Source organism: Nostoc sp. (assembly GCF_036919815.1).
Lineage (GTDB): Bacteria > Cyanobacteriota > Cyanobacteriia > Cyanobacteriales > Nostocaceae > Nostoc.
The window spans coordinates 76,205-95,796 of record NZ_JBALCE010000011.1 but is presented as its reverse complement, the minus strand read 5'-3'; the positions used below and the strand labels follow the sequence as shown (position 1 = coordinate 95,796).

The following is a 19,592-nucleotide window of genomic DNA, read 5'->3' as shown; positions in this document are numbered from 1 at the left end:
AACCGCAGGTATGAGAGAATTTACAAAATTAGCGAGAATGTTGTGGGAAGAAATGCCGTATATTAAGTAATTTATGATATCAGAACTGCCACTAATTACAAGCGATCGCCTATTATTACGAGCGTCGATCCATGAAGATGTACCCCAAATTCTGAAATACTTCACTGATAATAAAACTTATCTCACTCCATTCTACCCTGTTTGGGCTGATGGTTTTTTCACTGAAGAATATTGGCAGTATCACATAGAAAATAGTTTTCTGGAATTTCTCAATGGGCAATCATTAAAACTATTTATTTTTGCCAAAAAAAATCCCACTGTAATTATTGGAACTGTGAATTTTAGTAATTTTGTCCGAGGAGCCGCTCATTTTTGCTATGTGGGATATAGCCTTGCTGAAAAGAAACAAGGTAAAGGATATATGACAGAAGGGCTAAAAGCTGCGACTAAATATCTATTTCAAGAGTTAAATTTTCATCGGGTTATGGCTAATTATATGCCTCACAATCGGCGCAGTGGCAATGTACTCAAAAGGCTCGGTTTTGTGATTGAAGGATATGCTAGAGAGTATTTGTTAATTAATGGGCAATGGGAAGATCATATTATGACAAGTCTGATCAATCCTAATTGGCAAGCACCTAAATTTTAAAAATAGCTGAGTATAATTGTCAAGAATATTTATTTTCTTTCAAACTATCCCTATTTCGGAATTTTCTTATTGATAAATTGCTATTTGTGAATGCTGCTTACACTACAGCTATTAATAATGGCAATACGGTTCGGATAAAACTTGATCCCCCCAACCCCCTTAAAAAGGGGGCGATGAATCAATACAGTTCAGTTAAGCATTTCTTCCTTCTCTTCCTTCTCTTCCTTCTCTTCCTTTGCGTCCTTCTCTACGAGACGCTGCGCGTTGGCGGAAGCCTCTCGCAGAGAATGCGGTTCGTTAAAAAAATTGACTTTGACAACAGAGTTTTAGCCTTAACCCAAGCGTATTGGGCTAAGAATTGCTCTATCTCCCCCTTTTTAAGGGGGACTAAGGGGGATCTTTAAAGACTATGCACCTTAACCTAACCTGAGTGATTAATAATGGGACAATATCTGAGTTTGAATGAATTAGATATATTCAGTTGTGAACATCTATAAATTCATAGTAAATTCATAATAAATACACAACAACTCCACAAGCAAATGCAATAGTAATATTTATTCCCTACTTGGCTCAGTCATCAAAGTTTAGTTGAGCCAATGTGTGCAATTTTATTAAATGCTTGAGGAGTTTTTCTAAATGTCCATTAATTCTATAAAGCGCTTATCTGTCTTTTCTACCATCTTCGCTTTTGCTACTATCTTACACGGACTTGCCTTGGCAGCACCAGTTCCAAATCCCGCCATTACACCAGCCTTAAAAACTCAGACTAGTCCTGTATCACATCAGTCAATCAAACTCACAAAGCAACAGCGCCTACAAATCCAACTGGCTCGCCAGCAAAGAGATAAGGATATTGAGACTCTATTAAACCCGTCCCAAGATACTAAATTTAAGGCGGCACTACAATCTCGTCAGAGAATCAGAAAAGTGTTAACATCTTTGGATCTGAATCCAGATCAACAGAAACAAGTTCAAGCAATTTTGCAAGCTTATAATCTGCAAGTGAAAAAAATTATATCTTCACAGGCATCACAAACAACATCAAATCCAACAGCAGTTACTCCAGCAACATCACAACCAATTAAAAAATAAAAAGCTCAGTTTTATTTAATTAAGGTTAAGTTTCCGAAGACTGGCGGGTTTGATCTAAACTGCGGTTGAGCCAGTCTTCATACCAATCATAAAAACTCAACGGCTGCTCCTCCTCGCTATCTTGATGAAAATGAAAATCATCAGGATTAATGTCATGGAAAGCATGACAAAAACTTAAAGTTGCAGGATATATCCCATTATCATTAGTACGGTCATCTATCCAGATTTTTCCTGACTGCTCCCCGGTAATGACTAACAGCGCATAAATTCCACAACCATAATTTGTAATGGTGAGAGTACCTTGGATAAACTTATCGTTGAAGTAAGCATCATTGTTGGCAACAAAATCGGTATTATTCTTAACAATCAAATCTAAATCATTCCATGCTTCGGTTAAAGGAAATGGTTTAGAGAGAATTTCGTAGTTCTCTTGGTATAATTTTTCTGGAATGATATCTTCATACTCAATTACCAACAGACCAGATAAGCCGTATCCTGGGCCAGTACCACCATTACCAACTTCTAAGAGAAAGTCTCGATATTCACTTGGTAACGTAATATTGTGTGTGCATTCAAACACTTGAATCTCTTTGTTACTCAAGCAAGGTTTAAGTTGATATTCGTGTGATTCTGAACCAAAAACCTGAAATGTAGCGTCTAAAAGAGCTAATTGACTCAACTTTTTCTTTAATTGCAAAACTTTATCCATTATCCGCTCCAGATTTTGATGGTGGCGCTACCATATTTTAGATATGGGTCGCTTTTTGCGTTTATGCTGATGCTGAAGCCAGAGGTAGTATTAAGGGAAGAATGAATTAAGCTTTGCTCGTAATGACTCTGGCTGAACCTCCAAACTACAAGAATTCTAGCAATCCTTTTCTCACCCTCAACTACGAAAGCGCCTTAGAATCTCTAGGCGGTGACTACTACGATGAGGTTGCAGGGGCGGAATTTGCCCAACACATCCTGCGTTGGCGTAACGATGAACTATTACCCCGTTTCGGTCTCGACCCCCAAGTAGTCAAAGACGAAGATTTCATCACAGCTTTTGGTAAATTTCAGGGGCGCAAACCCTTGTTAGCACTGCGTTACCACGGCTATCAATTTGGTGAATATAACGGACAATTGGGTGATGGTAGAGGCTTTCTCTACGGGCAAGTACGCGCCAATGATGGCGAATTGTACGATTTTGGCACAAAAGGTTCTGGGAGGACGCCCTACTCCCGTGGTGGCGATGGTATGCTGACGCTCAAAGGTGGAATGCGGGAAGTTCTGGCTGCGGAAGCACTGCACTACTTGGGTGTACGTACTTCGCGCTGTCTGACGATGATTGAAACAGGTGTACCCCTCTGGCGGGGCGATGAACCTTCGCCTACGCGTTCAGCTGTGATGGTCAGAATGAGCAGTTCTCATATACGGTTTGGCACTTTTGAGCGACTGCACTATTTCCAGCGTCCAGATTTAACTAAGAAGCTGTTAGACCACGTAATTGAGCAGTATTATCGAGACTTAAGTACTGAAGAAGATAAATATGCCCTGTTTTACGCCGAATTAGTTAAACGGGTTGCAGAACTAGCAGCGCAGTGGATGGCGGCTGGCTTTTGTCATGGAGTTCTGAATACTGACAATATGTCGATTACCGGAGAGAGTTTTGATTATGGCCCTTACGCATTTATCCCGACTTATGAGCCATACTTTATAGCTGCATATTTTGACTATTCTGGACGCTACTGTTACGGTAATCAACCAATTATTTGCCAGTTGAATTTAGAACTGCTCCAGGAAGCTTTGAAGGCGATTATAGATAAAGGCGAAATGGAGGTTGCATTAGCTAGGTTTGGTGAATATTATGAAGCTGAATACAGTTCTTTGATGTTGAAAAAGTTAGGTTTTGTGGAGTTAGTACATCCACAAGCTCAAGAACTCTTGAATCTAACGATTGAATTTTTGAAAGTGAGCCAAGTTGGTTATCACCAATTCTTTTATGAGATGGCTCGCACTTTTTCATCTAAATGGCGAGATGAACCAGGTTTTGTAATGAATGGTTCCGATATTGTACCAGTACCGGGTGCATCAGCAATTTTTGATGATTGGTGTATACTGTATCATCAAATTTTGAATGATTTTGATAGCGATCGCATTGGTGTAATTGCTCAAACTCTAGCTGTTCATAATCCCAAAACGGTATTATTAAGACCCTTGATTGAATCTATTTGGGAAGCAATTGCTCAGGAAGATAATTGGCAACCTTTTTATGAGTTAATCAAGGCAATTCAGTCTAGAAAATAGTAAAATAACAGCTATTTTCTTTTTGATAGCGACAGACTGATTGAGATTATATCTGCTGTAATTGACACGAAGAATAATCTAATAAGAGACGTTGCAATGCAACGTCTCTACAAACAACTATAAACCAATACGCTTGGGTTAATAAAAATAGTAGGTAGGGTTGAGCAATTGCGAAACCCTACAAATGGTTGATAATGTTGGGTTACCCTGCGGGAAGCAAGCTACGTTCCTCAACCCAACCTACTTAACTTGAACAGCCCAGGCTTCTAACTCTTTCAGCATTTCTTTATCTACATTACAAGTTTACTTTAGTGCCCATCTAATAAGGCTTTTAAGCTTAACTCGGTTTTCTGTTGCGATGATACTTATCGGCATCATAGTCAAGACTACTTTAGATGTGGCTGCCCTGAGTAAAGAAGTGAGATTCCCCACTCCCTTTTCTCATTAACTAAATTGCTGGGCATAAGACCGCGCATAGCGACGCTCTAGGGCTAATAATTCTTCATGGGTTCCCGATTCGACAATTTGTCCCTGTTCGATAACTAAAATACGATCGCACCTTCTAACTGTCGATAAACGGTGAGCAATAATAAATACTGTCCGTTTTTCCATCAATCTTTCCAGCGCTTCCTGTACCAGTGCTTCTGACTGGGAATCTAAGGCTGATGTCGCCTCATCCAGAATCAAAATTTGGGGATTGAGCAGAACAGCACGAGCGATCGCAATTCTTTGTCTTTGTCCACCAGATAAGTTTACCCCACGCTCACCCACCCAAGTCTGATAACCTTCTGGTAGTTGGCTAATAAACTGATGGGCGTTAGCAATTTTCGCCGCCTCTTTAACTGCTGCCATCTCAAAAACATCTTGTCCAAAAGCGATATTTTGAGCAATTGTCCCCGAAAACATGATGGTTTCTTGAGGAACAATCCCAATTTGTCGCCGCAGACTATGCAGTTTGACATCTCGAATATCAACACCGTCAATGAAGATTTGGCCAACTTCGGGATCGTAAAAACGCGGGAGGAGATTGACAAATGTGGTTTTACCAGCACCAGAAGCACCCACAAGAGCGATCGCTTCACCTGGCGATACTAATAAACTGATATCTTTTAATACAGGTTTACCTGGTTTATAGGCGAAGGAGATATGACGATATTCTACTTTGCCCTTGACTGGTGGTAAAGCGATCGCATTTGTTTTTTCGATCACCGTCGGCTGGATAGCTATCAATTCAAAAACGCGGTCAACAGATGCTTCACCCTGCTTAAATTCGTTGTAGTTGTTAGTAGTATGACCAATGGGATCAATTAACAGCGCTGCCGCCGCCAGATAACTGAAAAAATTCGCCACTGTCAAGTTATTTTGGGAAATTTGCCACGTTCCCACAATCAGTAACGATAACCCACTTAAGGCTTCCAGAAATCCGATGATCGGAATCTGAATCGCTTTCAGGCGTTCGGCTGAATATTTTGCTTTAAGACTGCGTTCTGCTTCATGTCCAAAGCGGGCGATTTCGTAATTTTCGGCAGCAAAAGCCTGTACCAAACGAATACCATTGAAAACTTCTGAGAGGATGGCTGATAAACCCGACACGCGATTTTGACTTTTTAAGGAATACTTGCGTAACCGTTCACCAAACCAACCTACTAAAATACCCATCAGAGGTGCAACAATCACTGTTGCTAATGTCAGTTGCCAATTCAGGTAAATCATGTAAATCGGAATTGCTACCAACTGCAAAATGCAGGGGATAAAGTCGTGAAACCCTTTATTTACCACTTCGCCAACACGGTCAACATCTTCGGTGAGGCGGTAAGATAAGTCACCTGCTTTTGCCGTTTCAAAATAGCTGAGATTTAGCTTTTGGAGATGGGCGTAGACTTGCTGGCGGAGATTAAAAGCAACTCTTAAAGCAGCTTTCGCCATATACATATCTTGTATAGACTGAAACAAGCCTCTGACAAGAAAGACTAAGGCACAACTGCCAGTTATTTGAGCGATCGCTACTACATTACCTTGGGCAAAGGGAGTTGCCAACTTCCCAGCGATATTGATCAACACTAATGTTGCCAATACGTATCCCAAGATACCGACAATTCCCTTGGCGATCGTTTGCCATTGGAGTTGGATATAAGGCAGCAGTAGCCAGTAATTAGAGCGCGTTTTCAAGCTGTAACGTCCACAATGATATTCTCCTTTGTTTGACGCTATCAGTTTTTGGTGAGTTTCTGAACAGTTAACTAATTAGTTCCCAAAAATGGCGTTGCTGAATCAGGATATCAAGAGCTACTGTAAAAGCGAAGCAGCGTGTTGTCCAGAGGTGTCTCAGGGTTGGCTTTCGACCATCAAAGACATAGTACAGAATTTTATCAGTTCATAGCGAAGCAAAACTCAGCGCCCCTCTGCGTTTAAAAAAGCTACAAATTTCGGAAATGCTGTAATAGTGAGTAGTCGAGTACATGATTATATAATAGTCATACACCAAATATATTACGATGTGGGTAATATATTTGAGATTCGCTCTGTAGTCAGCAATCAATATTAAGACTATCATTAAAATGACCAATACACAGCGATTAGACAATGTTGAAAATGAACTAGAAACTGTAAAACAATTACTAGTGTCTACAGCTAGTTATGCCGAATCATCCAACAGTAGGCTAGATCGACTTGTTGAACGCCAAGACTTGACTCAAAGACAGCTTGATGGATTAGCTCTAACTGTTCAATCTATGGGTGAAAAAATTGATAGATTCGCCGATAAAACAGATGATTTTATCGAGACTACAAAAGCCCGAAATGCAGTATTAGACGGGGTAATACTTGAATTACGAGATAATCAAGTCTCAACTAATGCTGCTGTAGAAAGGTTGGAGAGAATTTTAGAACAATTGCTTAAAAATTAAATAAGATACAATTTATGTCCCTGGCTTACCTCACCCTCAATCCCTCTCCGATATATTGGAGAGGGAAGCTAGAGGCAGGATGAAGTTTTCGATTTTATTTAATCTACGTTCCTAAGTAATCATTTATTTCGCTCGTAGCAGAAAGCTTACTACAGATCAAGCAACAAGATAATTTTACTCAAATTACCCTCTAGTTTAGACAGGGCGTTATGCTGTCGCTAACACACTCTACTGCGTTATAAAAAATTAGCCCCCTCCTTGTAAGTCAGGAGAGGGCTGAATTAATCTTAAAATACCTCGTAATTTTCCGGTTGAATTACGTTAGCGTAGCGGTAGCGAGTCCGCGTTGGCGTAGCCTCTCGCAGAGAGCGTCATTACTAATTAGTTAATATCCGCCTTCTTCTTCGTATTCTGGCTGTCTTTCCTTAACCTTCTTAGGAATATTCACCGGCTTCGGCGCATCTTCCCAAGCATCGCCCTCTACGTCGTCATAATCATCGTATTCATCAACGTATGGCTTACTGATGGGCTGGGCTTCATATTTTAGCGGTTCCGGTTGTTGATACCTGTCGTTACCCGTAGCCTCACTCCAGTTATCTTCTTCCTCGTCTTCTTCGTATTGAATAGATTCATACTGCCGCGCCTTCATTACCTGACGCTGTGGCCTTTCTTCTTCCACATAGTCTTCATTCCATTCCTCTTCCCGCGCTACGGGTTGGGGGGCGCGAACTTTTTGCTTGGATGGCTGTAATGGCACTCCCGCAGGCAGTTGATTACCTGGTGCAACTTGGCGTGGTGGAGTATAGCCGTATTCTTCCTCTGTATCGCGCTCCCACGGTGCTTTGCCGATACCCAGGCGCTCTAATAAACCCACTGTCAACTGGTTCACCCGTTCTTCGGCTCCCTCAAAGACAATCAACCGATTGGGGCCAGTACTGACAATTTCATCTACTGAGAACTCGTAAGTACTCAGAAATTGATCGGGAATTTGGGGTAATCCTAAAGAAGCAATAACTATGGAGTTAAGCTTCCCGGTTTCGGCGTTGAACTTGAAGCCCCGAACTTTGCCTAATACTTCACCTGTTTCTGTAATTACTTCCCAGCTAATCAGATTACTGAGAGATTCAACTTCGATATCTTCAATTACATCTTCGTTATCAACCAGGATGACATCACCAATCTGGTTGACGTTGTTGAGGTACATATAGCGCGGTATGCCCGAAATAGAGATCAGGCTGTCTCGCAAACCAAGAGCCACAACCTCTCGTTGATCAATATCAACCCAGACTTGACTGATGATGCCTAGCCGCTTACCGTTGTCGCGGGTAATCACCTGGGTATTTAATATGTCGGAACGCCTAATTATCTGTTCAGAGGTCATTCTATACCGAGTCCTGATCTCGAATCCGGTTTAACGCGATGTGCAACTTATTCTTGTCACCCCTCTCCAAACCGCTCCCCCACAGGGAGAGAGGCTTTGACTTTTGCTCCCCAACCTTTTTAAGGAAGGGGTTGGGGGTTACGTTTGAGAGAAAGTCGCGCATGGCGTGGTTTATCTATACACTATTATTAACAAAAATTCAAGCAGATGTATTGGATGATTGTAACTTAATCCCCAAAACTTGAGTGTAAGCTCCTCGTGCTTGAGTAACGCCAATTGTGCGTTCGGCTGATTCTATCATCGGACGACGCAAACTTACAACTATAAATTGCGCTTGTTGTGACTGTTGTTTAATCATTCTAGCTAATCGTTCTACGTTTGCCCCATCCAAAAACATATCTACTTCGTCAAAGGCGTAAAATGGCGATGGGCGATAGCGTTGCAGGGCAAAGATAAAGCTTAAAGCTGTGAGTGATTTTTCTCCGCCAGACATGGAAGATAAGCGTTGTACAGGTTTGCCTTTGGGGTGCGCGACTAAGTTCAGTCCACTGGTAAAGGGATCTTCGGGATTTTCGAGTTGTAAATAGCCGTCGCCGTCTGAAAGAATCGCAAAAATCGATTGAAAGTTTTCATTGACAGCATCGAAAGCTTCTTTAAAGGCAAGTTGCCGCAATGTGGTAAAATTCTCAATCCGCAAAAGTAGTTCGGTGCGTTCGCCTTCTAAAGTTTGCAACTTCTGCGTGAGTTCCTGGAGGCGGTTTTGGGTGCGCTCGTATTCTTCCAGCGCCAGCATATTCACAGGTTCCATTGCCTGTAAACGTTTGGTAAGGGATCGCAATTCTTTCTGCAATTCTTCTAAGTCTACCTGATTTGGAACTTCCGGCAAGGGATTTGGTAATTCTCCTCCGACATCCCGCAACTGGTTTTGTAATGCAACTAATTCCTCTCGCCGCTTCTGTTGGGTTTCTTGGAGTTTTTCGATTTCCCATTGCAATTGTTGTTGGCGTAAAAGATGCGATCGCACTTCCTGTTCTCTCGCGTCGCGTTTTTGTTTCTCTTCTCCTAAATTTTGTTCCAATTGACTCAGCGTCGCGCGGGTTTGGGTGATTTGGTTGTCTATCGTTGTGATTTGTGAAAAGACGCGATGAATCGCGTCTCTACAAGAGATTTGTTGGGTTTCGTATTCTGTGATTCGTGTCTCTGCTTCTTGGATTTTTTCTTGCAAACGTTGTTGCTGATTTTCCAAATTTTTTAATCTTTGTTCCACTTCCCGTAATGCTGTCTCCCGTTGTTGCAATTGTTGCTCTTGAATTTTAATTGTCGCCTGAATTTGTTGCCATTCGCTGGGAGTTTGGGAAGCTTCCAACTCGGCTAAACCGTGTCGCAATTGTTGCAACTGATTTTCTTGTCCCGGTAATTCCCGCTCTAAAATTTCCAATCGGGATTGAGCCGTGGCTAACTTTTGATTATTTTGGGAGAGTTGCGATCGCGTCCCCTCTAGTTGCGCTGTTAAACTCTTAATATCTTTCTGCAACTGTTCTAATTGCAACTGCTGTTCGCGCCGCGCCTGACGCGCTTCTGTGAGTTCTTGGGTGAGTTTTTTGGTTCTGGTTGATAAAGTTGCGATCGCCTCAGTACAACGCTCTAAAACCCGCTCAATATCCACCAAACGACTTCTCAAAGCGATCGCTTCCTCAGATTCCGCCGCTTCCGCATTCCCAAACCGCAACGCCGAACGCTGAGTGTTACTACCACCAGTCATTGCACCGCTAGTTTCTAGAAGTTCCCCATCTAAGGTGACGATGCGATACAATCCTAAGTTTTTTCGCGCCGCCTCAAGGTTGGCAAATACTACCGTGTTACCGAAAACATAGCTGAATACATCTTTGTAACGGCGATCGCAATCGACTAAATTAACAGCATAGTTAACGAAACCGTTAGCAAAACGCAGCGTTGCATCTTGAGTAAATTTGGGAGCGTGAATTTTATTCAGTGGTAAAAAAGTCGCCCTCCCAGCACGTTTCTGTTTAAGCAGTTCAATTCCGGCTGCGGCGATGCTGTCATCTTCAACTACAATATGTCCCAAACGTCCACCAGCAGACATTTCCAAAGCTAACTGATGACGGGCTTCCACCCTTCCCAACTGCACAACTAAGCCACAAAGTCCAGGCATTCCCGATTGTAAAATGACTTTACTAGCTTGGGTTCCTTGAACTTCTTGCTGTGCTTGCGCTTGCGCCTCTATTTTATCCAATTGGCGTTGTTTTTCCCGTTGTTCTAGCAAAAGTCGCTTTTGGGTTTCCTGTTGGATTTGCAATTCTTGTTCTGTAGCTGAAAGATTTTGGGCTAAATTTTGGATGGGTTCGCTAGAGGTGTTAAATTCCGTTTCAACTTGATTACATTCAGCTTGTTTTTCTGCTAATAGTGGTTCGTCACGTTCAATTAACTGAGTTTGCTCTTGGATCAACTGCTGTAACTGGTGATTGCGTTCCCTGAGTTGTGCTTGTTCGGTGCGTTGCGGTTCCAGAGTTTGCAGCAAAGTTTCAATTTGACGGTTGAATGCCGTTTGTTGCTGCACCCACGCTTCCGAAGCCGAGGCAATTTCTGCGGCTGCTTCGCGGGAGGTTTCTAAGGCTTGATGCGCTTCGTTTCTTTGTTGTTGTGAAGACGCGATGAATCGCGTCTCTACAATTTGGGTTTCGGCAATTTCTTCTAGGGAATGACGGTGTTTTTGAATCTCTTGGTGAGTTTGAAGCAGACGTTTGGCGGTTTCTTGGGAAGCTGTTTCTAATTCCGTTAGCTGACGCTGGAGTTGTTTACGTTCTGCTTCTTGGGTGGCGAGGGTAGATTGTACCGCTAAAAGTTCGTCTTCTCCCAACGCTTTCACATGGGCATTGAGTTGTTCCAGTTCAGCAGTTTTTTGAACGATTTCGGAATTTAGGTTTGTGAGTTGGGTAGTGAGTTCAGTAGAATTGCGATCGCCACTTTGAATTTCGTGAACTAACTTTTCTTGTTGTGCTTGTAGCGATCGCCATGATAAAACAGCTTCCCACGATTGTTTAGCCAGAAATTCTGTGCGAAGCTTTTGATATTTCTCAGCTTTCGCCCGATCTTGGGAAAGGCGATCGCGCTGTGCAGTTAATTCCGTCTCAATAATCCGACAGCTATCTTCTTTTTCCTTCACCTCATCTAAAGTTGATTTAGCTTGGACAATTTTGCGATCGAACGCCGCCACCCCAGCCAATTCATCAATAATTTCTCGACGTTCCCGCGTATTCATCGAGATAATGCTGGTGACATCCCCTTGCAGCACCACGTTATAGCCTTCAGGATAAACCCGCAAGTTACTTAGTTGCTCATGCAATTCCGTCAGCGTACAAGGTACAGCATTGATATAGTAATTCGATGTGTAAGTCCCTTGGTGAGTGACTCGCAGCCTTCTAGTGACACTCCACTCTCCCGATTTTGGATTTTGGACTTCGGCTTCGCTCAGTCGAACGATTTTGGATTTTAGATTTTCTTCCTCTGCTTCTTCTGTTTCCCCTACTTCCTCTGCTTGCTCCCTGAGTGCCTTTGTGTCTTTGTGTGAGATTTCATCTGACAAATCAAATGTCACCGTGACGCTAGCCTCAATAGAAGCCCGTCCTTTAGCCGTTTGGGTGTTATTTACCAAATCCGGCAAGCGATCGGCTCGCATTCCCTTAGAACTGGAAAGTCCGAGGCAAAATAGCAGCGCATCTAAAATATTAGATTTACCCGAACCATTTGGCCCAGATATGACAGTGCACCCCGGTAGCAAAGGGACTGAGGTAGTGCCACCGAAGGATTTGAAGTTCGTAAGTTCCACGCGCTTGATATGCACCATAGGCGCTGGTTCATTGGGCTAATGAAGAACAAGTGTATCAACTAATTAGAAATTCGCAAGAGGGTAGGGGGGGTAATTCCGGATTATTTAACCGCAGAGGCGCAGAGAACGCAGAGGGGGGAAGGAGAATTGTGGTTTTCTCTGAACCCCAATACTGCTAGATTTAACAACAAATAAACTTATTCCAGTCTTATTTTAGATAACTAACTGGAAAACTGATTCAACAATTTGGCGTTGGCAAAGCGATCGCTATTAGTTCATTACCATTTATTGCAAGAGTATTTTACAAGTATGTAAGATGATTTTAGGGGTAAATAAATAATCAGCTAAATTATGCAAATAGAAGATTACTTCGACTTTCAGCGTCCTGATGATATTCGACTCAAAGGTACAAGAGTAGGAATTGAAACCATACTCTATGATTTCATCAGCGATAATACTTATAATCTTGTATAGTTATTCTTATAAAGGTTATAAAGGAGTAAATTGATGACTACTACTTTAGACGCAAGCAATCTCAGACTTAAAGATGTTCAAAGCCTTCTGAAATTGACAGAACAGTTAAATGACTCATTTACATCACTGCTATCGTTAGAAAATCTCACAGAATTTGAGCAACAAGAATTACAGGTTATCCGTAATATATTCCGTGAATACTACTCAGAGGGTAAAATCTCCGAAGGACAAATAAAATTCCTTTGTCTTGCACCATTAATGAAGTTAGCCGGTTTTTATAATTCTAGTATTAAGATTACTTTAGAAGAAAATATTGCTAACATCTCAGTTGAAGATGAAGATACGAATATCAAAGGACGGATGGATATTTTAGCTGTTAGTAAGACTCAAGAAAGAATAGTAACTACGCCTTTTTGGATACTAGTAATTGAATCTAAAAATAGTAGTTTTAATGCTTCGGAAGGCTTGCCACAATTGCTCACCTATGCCTACAAAAGTCTAGAAAATCAAACATCAGTTTGGGGTGTGACTACTAATGGTATGGATTACCAGTTTGTCTATTTACAGCAAGGAAATCCTCCCATTTATCAATTATTGCCAAAACTAGATATAACTCGCTCTGAATCTTCAATCGAATTGTTGCAAGTATTCAAATCAATCTGCCAATTGTAGTTCAACTATCTCCGAATTGAGTACTTGAAGCGATGCCTGCGGCGGTCACTGAGCTTGCCGTTCGCGCAGCGTCTCGTAGAGAAGTGCGGGCAAAGCGATCGCTATCAGTTCATTATCATTTATTGTAAGAGTATTTCCCCTTAACTTTCAGTATTACTACGCTGAATTAAATATTTAAAAGAATTTTATTATGGTTATTTACACTGATTTAAATGGTAGTTATTTTACACATAATATAGTAAATATTAGCAAAATTAACTCAGTAATGTTTAGACTGCTGCTAACGAAAAAACTTAATTGCAGAGTAAGTAAATGGGACAAGACCACAAAATCCCCTTGTCTTTACCAGCGCTAATTTATGCAAACACTGCTAAACAACCGCTATCGAGTAATTCAGACTTTAGAAAGTGGCGGATTTGGTGAGACTTTCTTGGCAGAAGATACCCAAATGCCTTCTAACCGCCGTTGTGTAATTAAACAGCTTAGACCGATTCAAAATAATCCTCAGATTTACCAGTTGGTGCAAGAGAGATTCAAGCGGGAAGCGGCAATTTTAGAACAGTTGGGCGGCGCAACTAAACAGATACCCAGCTTGTATGCTTACTTCCAGCTAAATGGTCAATTCTACTTAGTTCAAGAGTGGATTGAAGGTGATACCTTAACTAAAAAAGTTCAAGAGCAAGGCTCATTAAGTGAAAGTGCGGTAAAAGAAATATTAGTAAGTTTATTATCAGTAATAGAATACGTACACAATCAGCGGATTATCCATCGAGATATCAAGCCAGATAATATCATTTTGCGTCATCGCGATCGCAAGCCAGTGCTGATTGATTTTGGCGCAATCCGCGAAACGATGGGAACAGTGGTGAATTCCCAAGGAAATCCTACGAGTTCGATTGTGATTGGTACGCCTGGATATATGCCAAGTGAACAAGCAGCAGGTAGACCAATTTATTCTAGTGATTTATATAGTTTAGGAATCACAGCAATTTATCTCCTCACGGGGAAACAGCCACAAGAATTAGAAACAGATCCATCTACCGGGGAAATTGTCTGGCACAAACACGCTCTGAGTGTGAGTCAAACAATGATAGCAGTGATAGATCGGGCGATCGCCTACCATCCACGCGATCGCTTTGCCACTGCTAAAGAAATGCTAAAAGTCTTGCAATTTGGTGCAGGAACCTTCTCACCTAAAGTAGCTTATATCCAACCACCAGCAATAACTTCACCTTCTGCAACACTTCAAAAGACAATTTCTGTCAGCCCAGCGCCTTCCTATCAACCTGCTCATCAAAATAGTGGACACAGAGAAATATTTCTCCCCAGTCTGATTGTAGGTAGTTTGATTGGTGGTTCTATAATCATTGGTTTTGCCCTTACTAAATCGCCTCAACCAGTGCTACAGTCAAGCGTTTTATCTGAATCTTCCCCAACCCACGATCAAGTGCAAGATACGCCGACGCCTCTACAATCCCCAGTTTCTATCACTCCAGAACCTACCGCAAGTAAAGAACCACAGGATCAAGAAGTATCACCTGTGCGATCGCAAGTTCTTAGCAATAACGTTCCTAGTCCCACCCAATCTGCTCAACTACCTTCTTCAACACAGCCTCAAATCGATAGAATAACACCAGAACAAGCTGTGCAAAATTATTTTGAGACTATTAATAAACGTGATTTTCAAACGGGATGGAATCAACTCTCTCCTAGCTATCAAAATAATAAACGCCGGAATCCAGATGGCTATCTTTCATATATTGACTGGTGGGGGGGAAAGGTTAAAAACGTAGATATTGAACAAGTTAGTTTGGTAGAAGCAACTGCACAAACAGCTACAGTAAATGCTAAAATAAAATACTTCATGAACAGTGGAAAAGTAATTCCTGGTTCTGTATACTTTTTCCTTTTATGGGATGCCGAAAATAGCCGATGGATTGTTAGTGATACCAAATAGTTATCTCCTAGAATCAATCTTGATTATTAAATAAACCTCATCTAAGTTTATAAGCGTAGTTTTTGCCCTCACGCTAAATCCCTCTCCCATACCTGGGAGAGGGATTTTGAAATTCTGGCTCCCCTTCTCCCAAATCTGGGAGAAGGGGTTGAGGGCAAATCCTTTTCATCACCGCAACACACTGGCTTCTCTGCGCCTCTGCGGTTAGTTATTCCGTAACTCGCGCGTAAATCCTAAGTTAATTGAAAACTGGTATGAACTCCAAAGAAATTTAATTTTTAAGTTTTTATCGTCAAATAACGTGATAAACATGATATTTTTGAATTAGGATAAAAACAGATAAATAGCAAAATTAAATACTCAGTAAATCTCTGGGAATAAATTAATATTTAGTAGATTTATTGATTCATATTTTTTGCTAAAAAACAGCAATAATTGATACAAGTTAAATTTGTTAAAAACTGACATTCATTACAACTAAAACAAATAATAATAGGGAGAATGGGGGCAGAAGAAAAACCTGTTAATTTGCGCTCGGAGACGAATAATGGTAGCGATGTCTACGACAGGCAATGCCCACGCAGAGAACGTTCAACATCGGTTAACTATACAAACTGTAGAAATTGCCCCTAACACAACGGCGATTCGCTCTCTTGATTGGGACCGCGATCGCTTCGATATCGAATTCGGACTGCAAAACGGTACAACCTACAATTCATATCTAATTAGGGGCGAACTAACAGTTTTGATTGATACTTCTCACCAGAAGTTTCGCGATCTGTATTTAGAGACTCTAAAAGGTCTTGTCAACCCCAAAACAATTGATTACATAATTGTTAGTCACACAGAGCCAGACCATAGCGGCTTAGTAGAAGATGTCCTGCGATTAGCTCCTAGAGCCACTGTCTTAGCCTCAAAAGTTGCACTTCAGTTTTTGGAAGGCTTAGTACACGATCCTTTTTCTAAGCGCGTTGTCAAAACTGGCGATCGCATCGATATAGGTAAAGGACACGAAATGGAATTCGTGAGTGCGCCTAACCTGCACTGGCCGGATACAATCTTTAGCTTTGACCGCAAAACCCAAATTCTTTACACCTGTGATGCTTTTGGGATGCACTTTTGTGACGATCGCACCTTCGATGAAGATTTAGAAGCGATCGAAGCTGACTTTAGATTTTACTACGACTGCTTGATGGGACCTAACTCTCGTTCGCTGCTGAATGCGATGAAGCGGATGGGTGATCTAGGGAAGATTAATATTATCGCTAACGGTCACGGCCCATTATTATACCACCATCTAGACGTTCTAACCGGTTGCTACGAAAATTGGAGCCAAAAACAAGCTAAAGCAGAAACCACCATCGGCTTGTTTTTTGTCTCAGATTACGGGTATGGCGAACGCCTTGGTCATGCAATTGCCGAAGGTATACTGAAAACCGGGGTTGGGGTAGAAGTATTGGATCTGAGTACTGCCCAGAGCCAAGAAATTCAAGAACTAGCTGGGAGAGCAGCTGGGATCATTATCGGTATGCCGCCGACTTCCGCCGCCGCCGCCCAAGCTAGTATCAGTTCGGTGCTAGCTGTTGCCAAGAACAAGCAAATGGTTGGGCTGTTTGAATGTTACGGTGGGGATGATGAACCCGTTGATACACTCCGCAGAAAATTTCTCGACTCTGGCATCAAAGAAGCTTTTCCCGCGATTCGGATTAGAGAAGCTCCCACTGCATCCACATTCCAGTTGTGTGAAGAAGCAGGTAAAGATTTCGGACAATTGCTAGTGCGCGATCGCAACATCAAGCAAATCAAGTCCCTCGACGTCAACATGGAAAAGGCGCTGGGACGGATTAGTAGTGGACTGTATATAGTCACCACTAAAAAAGGAAATATGTCAAGTGCAATGCTGGCGTCCTGGGTAACGCAAGCGAGTTTGCAACCATTAGGATTGACAATTGCCGTTGCTAAAGACCGCGCCATTGATTCCTTAATGCAAGTAGGCGATCGCTTCGTCCTCAACGTTTTGGAAGAAAGCAATTATCAAGAATTGAAAAAGCACTTTCTTAAGCGCTTGCATCCCGGTGCTGACCGCTTTGCGGGAGTGAAAACTCAAACTGCGAAAAACGGTTCTCCGATTTTAACTGATGCTCTGGCATATATGGAATGTGAAATACAGAGCAGCATGGAATGCAGCGACCACTGGATTTTATATTGCACAGTCCAAGAAGGTCGTGTCTCCAAAAACGACGGACTAACAGCTGTTCGTCATCGGAAAGTGGGTAATTACTACTAATAGATTGGGCATGGGGCATTGAGCACGGGGCATGGGGTATGGACTATTCTCCTTGTTCCCCTCGTCTTCCTATTCGCAATGCTCAATGCCCAATGCCCAATTCCCAATGCCCAATGCCCAATGCCCAATTCCCAAACTTTATTTAACATCTATGACCAATTCCAAGCCACGCGACGTACAAGTTTTACCAATTGCTACAAATACCAAGACTCTTAGAGCACGTAGTTGGTCACGTCTGCGGTTTGAAATTGAATACGCACTTGAAAGAGGTACTACCTCCAATTGCTATTTAATTGAAGCTGATAAAACCGCACTTATTGATCCACCGCCAGAAAGCTTTACTGAAATTTATTTAGAGGCATTGCGCCAGACTTTAGATTTGCGACGTTTGGATTATATAATCCTGGGTCATTTTAATCCCAATCGAGTTGCAACCCTCAAAGCAATTTTAGAACTGGCACCACAGGTAACTTTTGTCTGTTCTCTTCCCGGTGCGAATAATTTGCGTGCTGCTTTTTTAGAGCATGATTTAAAAGTCTTGGTGATGCGGGGGAAAGAAACTCTGGATTTAGGCAAAGGTCATGTTTTAAAATTCCTCCCCACTCCCAGTCCACGTTGGCCGGAAGGACTTTGTACCTACGATCAGCAAACTCAAATTCTCTACACAGATAAGTTATTTGCAACTCATCTTTGTGGTGATGAAGTGTTTGATGATAACTGGGAAGCGCTCAAAGAAGACCAGCGTTACTACTTTAACTGCCTAATGGCTCCCCAAACTCCTCATGTAGAATCAGCTTTAGAGAAAATATCAGATTTGCAGGTGAGAATGTATGCTGTGGGTCATGGTCCCTTAGTACGCACCAGCTTAATCGAGCTTACTAAAGCTTATGGAGAATGGAGCCGCGCTCACAACGATCGCGAGATTTCCGTTGCCCTACTTTATGCCTCAGCTTACGGTAATACGGGGACTTTAGCACAAGCGATCGCTCTGGGACTAACCAAAGGTGGAGTTGCAGTCAAATCGATTAACTGCGAATTTGCCACCCCTGATGAAATTCGGACTAGCCTCGCACAGTCAGAGGGTTTTATCATCGGTTCTCCTACCATTGGTGGTCATGCGCCAACTCCCATTCATACTGCTTTAGGTATTGTCTTATCAAGCGGTGACAACAGCAAACTCGCTGGGGTTTTTGGTTCCTATGGCTGGAGTGGCGAAGCTTTTGACTTAATAGAAGGTAAACTCCGGGATGCTGGATATCGCTTTGGTTTTGACACCCTGAAGGTGAAGTTTAAACCTGATGATGTCACTCTTAAGTTCTGTGAAGAAGTAGGTACAGACTTTGCCCAGAGTTTGAAAAAGGCTAAAAAGGTACGCGTACCACAACAAGCCGCTACTCCAGTAGAACAAGCTGTTGGTCGGATCGTTGGTTCCGTCTGCGTGGTCACAGCCAAACAAGGAGAAGTGTCCACCGGAATGTTAGGCGCTTGGGTTTCTCAAGCTACCTTCAACCCACCTGGACTCACCGTTGCGATCGCTAAAGACCGAGCGATCGAATCTTTGATGTATCCAGGCGGTAAGTTTGCCTTAAATATCTTACCTGAAGGCAATCATCAAGATTACATGAAGCATTTCCGTAAATCTTTCGCACCTGGGGAAGATCGATTTGCCAACTTTAGTACAGCAGTTGCAGATAACGGCTGTACCATCCTTACCGACGCTTTAGCATATCTGGAATGCTCAGTCAAGGAACGTATGGAATGTGGCGATCACTGGGTTGTGTATGCAACTGTAGACGAAGGTAAATTACTCAAACCTGATGCTGTGACTGCCATTAACCATCGCAAAACTGGCACTCATTATTAGTAGATATAGGACTTACGCAGAAGAGATCCTCCAACCCCCTTAAAAAGTTGGCTCTTTAAGATTCCCTCCTTTTTAAGCAGGGCTAGGGGGGATCAAGCTTTCAAGTTTTCAGTGCGTAAGTCGTGTTTATCAGAAAATTTTTATTCTGGGATGGGCAAGTTGCCTATCCCA

Annotated in this window: 12 protein-coding genes and 1 pseudogene; 9 read left to right on the top strand and 4 right to left on the bottom strand. The window is 42.2% G+C overall.

The window, feature by feature from the left end; genetic code table 11:
• Window positions 1–73: 73 nt before the first annotated feature.
• Both V7K15_RS03690 and V7K15_RS03685 read left to right on the top strand, forming a co-directional pair.
• Window positions 74–649, top strand: a complete 576-nt coding sequence (locus V7K15_RS03690; RefSeq protein ID WP_334903113.1) for a GNAT family N-acetyltransferase — start codon at window positions 74–76, stop codon at window positions 647–649.
• Window positions 650–1,288: 639 nt separating this feature from the next.
• Window positions 1,289–1,744 carry a hypothetical protein gene (locus tag V7K15_RS03685; protein WP_334903111.1) on the top strand — a complete coding sequence of 152 codons (456 nt, stop codon included), beginning with the start codon at window positions 1,289–1,291 and terminating at the stop codon, window positions 1,742–1,744.
• A 25-nt stretch (window positions 1,745–1,769) separates the two neighbouring features.
• Here V7K15_RS03685 and V7K15_RS03680 read toward each other — a convergent pair whose 3' ends face one another.
• Window positions 1,770–2,453, bottom strand: a complete 684-nt coding sequence (locus V7K15_RS03680; protein WP_334903109.1) for an SMI1/KNR4 family protein — start codon at window positions 2,451–2,453, stop codon at window positions 1,770–1,772.
• 122 nt (window positions 2,454–2,575) lie between these two features.
• Between V7K15_RS03680 and V7K15_RS03675 the strand changes: the two genes are divergently transcribed.
• Window positions 2,576–4,033 carry a protein adenylyltransferase SelO gene (locus V7K15_RS03675; RefSeq protein WP_334903107.1) on the top strand — a complete coding sequence of 486 codons (1,458 nt, stop codon included), beginning with the start codon at window positions 2,576–2,578 and terminating at the stop codon, window positions 4,031–4,033.
• Between the two features lie 444 nt (window positions 4,034–4,477).
• On the opposite strand, the gene V7K15_RS03670 is transcribed toward V7K15_RS03675, so the two are convergent.
• A complete protein-coding gene (locus V7K15_RS03670) occupies window positions 4,478–6,202 on the bottom strand; it encodes an ABC transporter ATP-binding protein (RefSeq protein WP_334903106.1) in 1,725 nt (574 codons plus the stop codon).
• Between the two features lie 389 nt (window positions 6,203–6,591).
• Between V7K15_RS03670 and V7K15_RS03665 the strand changes: the two genes are divergently transcribed.
• Complete coding sequence (locus tag V7K15_RS03665; protein ID WP_334903104.1) at window positions 6,592–6,939, top strand: hypothetical protein; 348 nt, start codon at window positions 6,592–6,594, stop codon at window positions 6,937–6,939.
• 385 nt (window positions 6,940–7,324) lie between these two features.
• On the opposite strand, the gene V7K15_RS03660 is transcribed toward V7K15_RS03665, so the two are convergent.
• Entirely contained in the window at window positions 7,325–8,320 is a 996-nt protein-coding gene (locus tag V7K15_RS03660) for a PRC-barrel domain-containing protein (protein ID WP_334903103.1), read from the bottom strand.
• A 199-nt stretch (window positions 8,321–8,519) separates the two neighbouring features.
• Complete coding sequence (gene smc / locus V7K15_RS03655) at window positions 8,520–12,185, bottom strand: chromosome segregation protein SMC (RefSeq protein WP_334903101.1); 3,666 nt, start codon at window positions 12,183–12,185, stop codon at window positions 8,520–8,522.
• 333 nt (window positions 12,186–12,518) lie between these two features.
• Between smc and V7K15_RS03650 the strand changes: the two are divergent.
• The 5 genes and pseudogenes from V7K15_RS03650 to V7K15_RS03630 form a co-directional block, all read left to right on the top strand.
• Window positions 12,519–12,614, top strand: a pseudogene (locus V7K15_RS03650) (DUF433 domain-containing protein); the annotation flags it as partial.
• 60 nt (window positions 12,615–12,674) lie between these two features.
• Complete coding sequence (locus V7K15_RS03645) at window positions 12,675–13,313, top strand: restriction endonuclease subunit R (protein ID WP_334903099.1); 639 nt, start codon at window positions 12,675–12,677, stop codon at window positions 13,311–13,313.
• 358 nt (window positions 13,314–13,671) lie between these two features.
• Window positions 13,672–15,270 (top strand): protein kinase domain-containing protein, encoded by a 1,599-nt coding sequence (locus V7K15_RS03640; RefSeq protein ID WP_334903097.1) that lies wholly within the window; start codon window positions 13,672–13,674, stop codon window positions 15,268–15,270.
• Window positions 15,271–15,817: 547 nt separating this feature from the next.
• Window positions 15,818–17,557 carry a diflavin flavoprotein gene (locus V7K15_RS03635; protein WP_334903096.1) on the top strand — a complete coding sequence of 580 codons (1,740 nt, stop codon included), beginning with the start codon at window positions 15,818–15,820 and terminating at the stop codon, window positions 17,555–17,557.
• 151 nt (window positions 17,558–17,708) lie between these two features.
• Complete coding sequence (locus V7K15_RS03630; protein ID WP_334903216.1) at window positions 17,709–19,421, top strand: diflavin flavoprotein; 1,713 nt, start codon at window positions 17,709–17,711, stop codon at window positions 19,419–19,421.
• Window positions 19,422–19,592: the final 171 nt, after the last annotated feature.

Excerpts from the sequence above, each read along its gene's own strand:
- V7K15_RS03665 (WP_334903104.1), top strand. The coding sequence starts at position 6,592 with ATGACCAATACACAGCGATTAGACAATGTTGAAAATGAACTAGAAACT.
- V7K15_RS03690 (WP_334903113.1), top strand. The coding sequence starts at position 74 with ATGATATCAGAACTGCCACTAATTACAAGCGATCGCCTATTATTACGA.
- V7K15_RS03675 (WP_334903107.1), top strand. The coding sequence starts at position 2,576 with ATGACTCTGGCTGAACCTCCAAACTACAAGAATTCTAGCAATCCTTTT.
- V7K15_RS03640 (WP_334903097.1), top strand. The coding sequence starts at position 13,672 with ATGCAAACACTGCTAAACAACCGCTATCGAGTAATTCAGACTTTAGAA.
- V7K15_RS03635 (WP_334903096.1), top strand. The coding sequence starts at position 15,818 with ATGGTAGCGATGTCTACGACAGGCAATGCCCACGCAGAGAACGTTCAA.
- V7K15_RS03660 (WP_334903103.1), bottom strand. The coding sequence starts at position 8,320 with ATGACCTCTGAACAGATAATTAGGCGTTCCGACATATTAAATACCCAG.
- V7K15_RS03680 (WP_334903109.1), bottom strand. The coding sequence starts at position 2,453 with ATGGATAAAGTTTTGCAATTAAAGAAAAAGTTGAGTCAATTAGCTCTT.
- V7K15_RS03685 (WP_334903111.1), top strand. The coding sequence starts at position 1,289 with ATGTCCATTAATTCTATAAAGCGCTTATCTGTCTTTTCTACCATCTTC.
- smc (WP_334903101.1), bottom strand. The coding sequence starts at position 12,185 with ATGGTGCATATCAAGCGCGTGGAACTTACGAACTTCAAATCCTTCGGT.
- V7K15_RS03645 (WP_334903099.1), top strand. The coding sequence starts at position 12,675 with ATGACTACTACTTTAGACGCAAGCAATCTCAGACTTAAAGATGTTCAA.
- V7K15_RS03630 (WP_334903216.1), top strand. The coding sequence starts at position 17,709 with ATGACCAATTCCAAGCCACGCGACGTACAAGTTTTACCAATTGCTACA.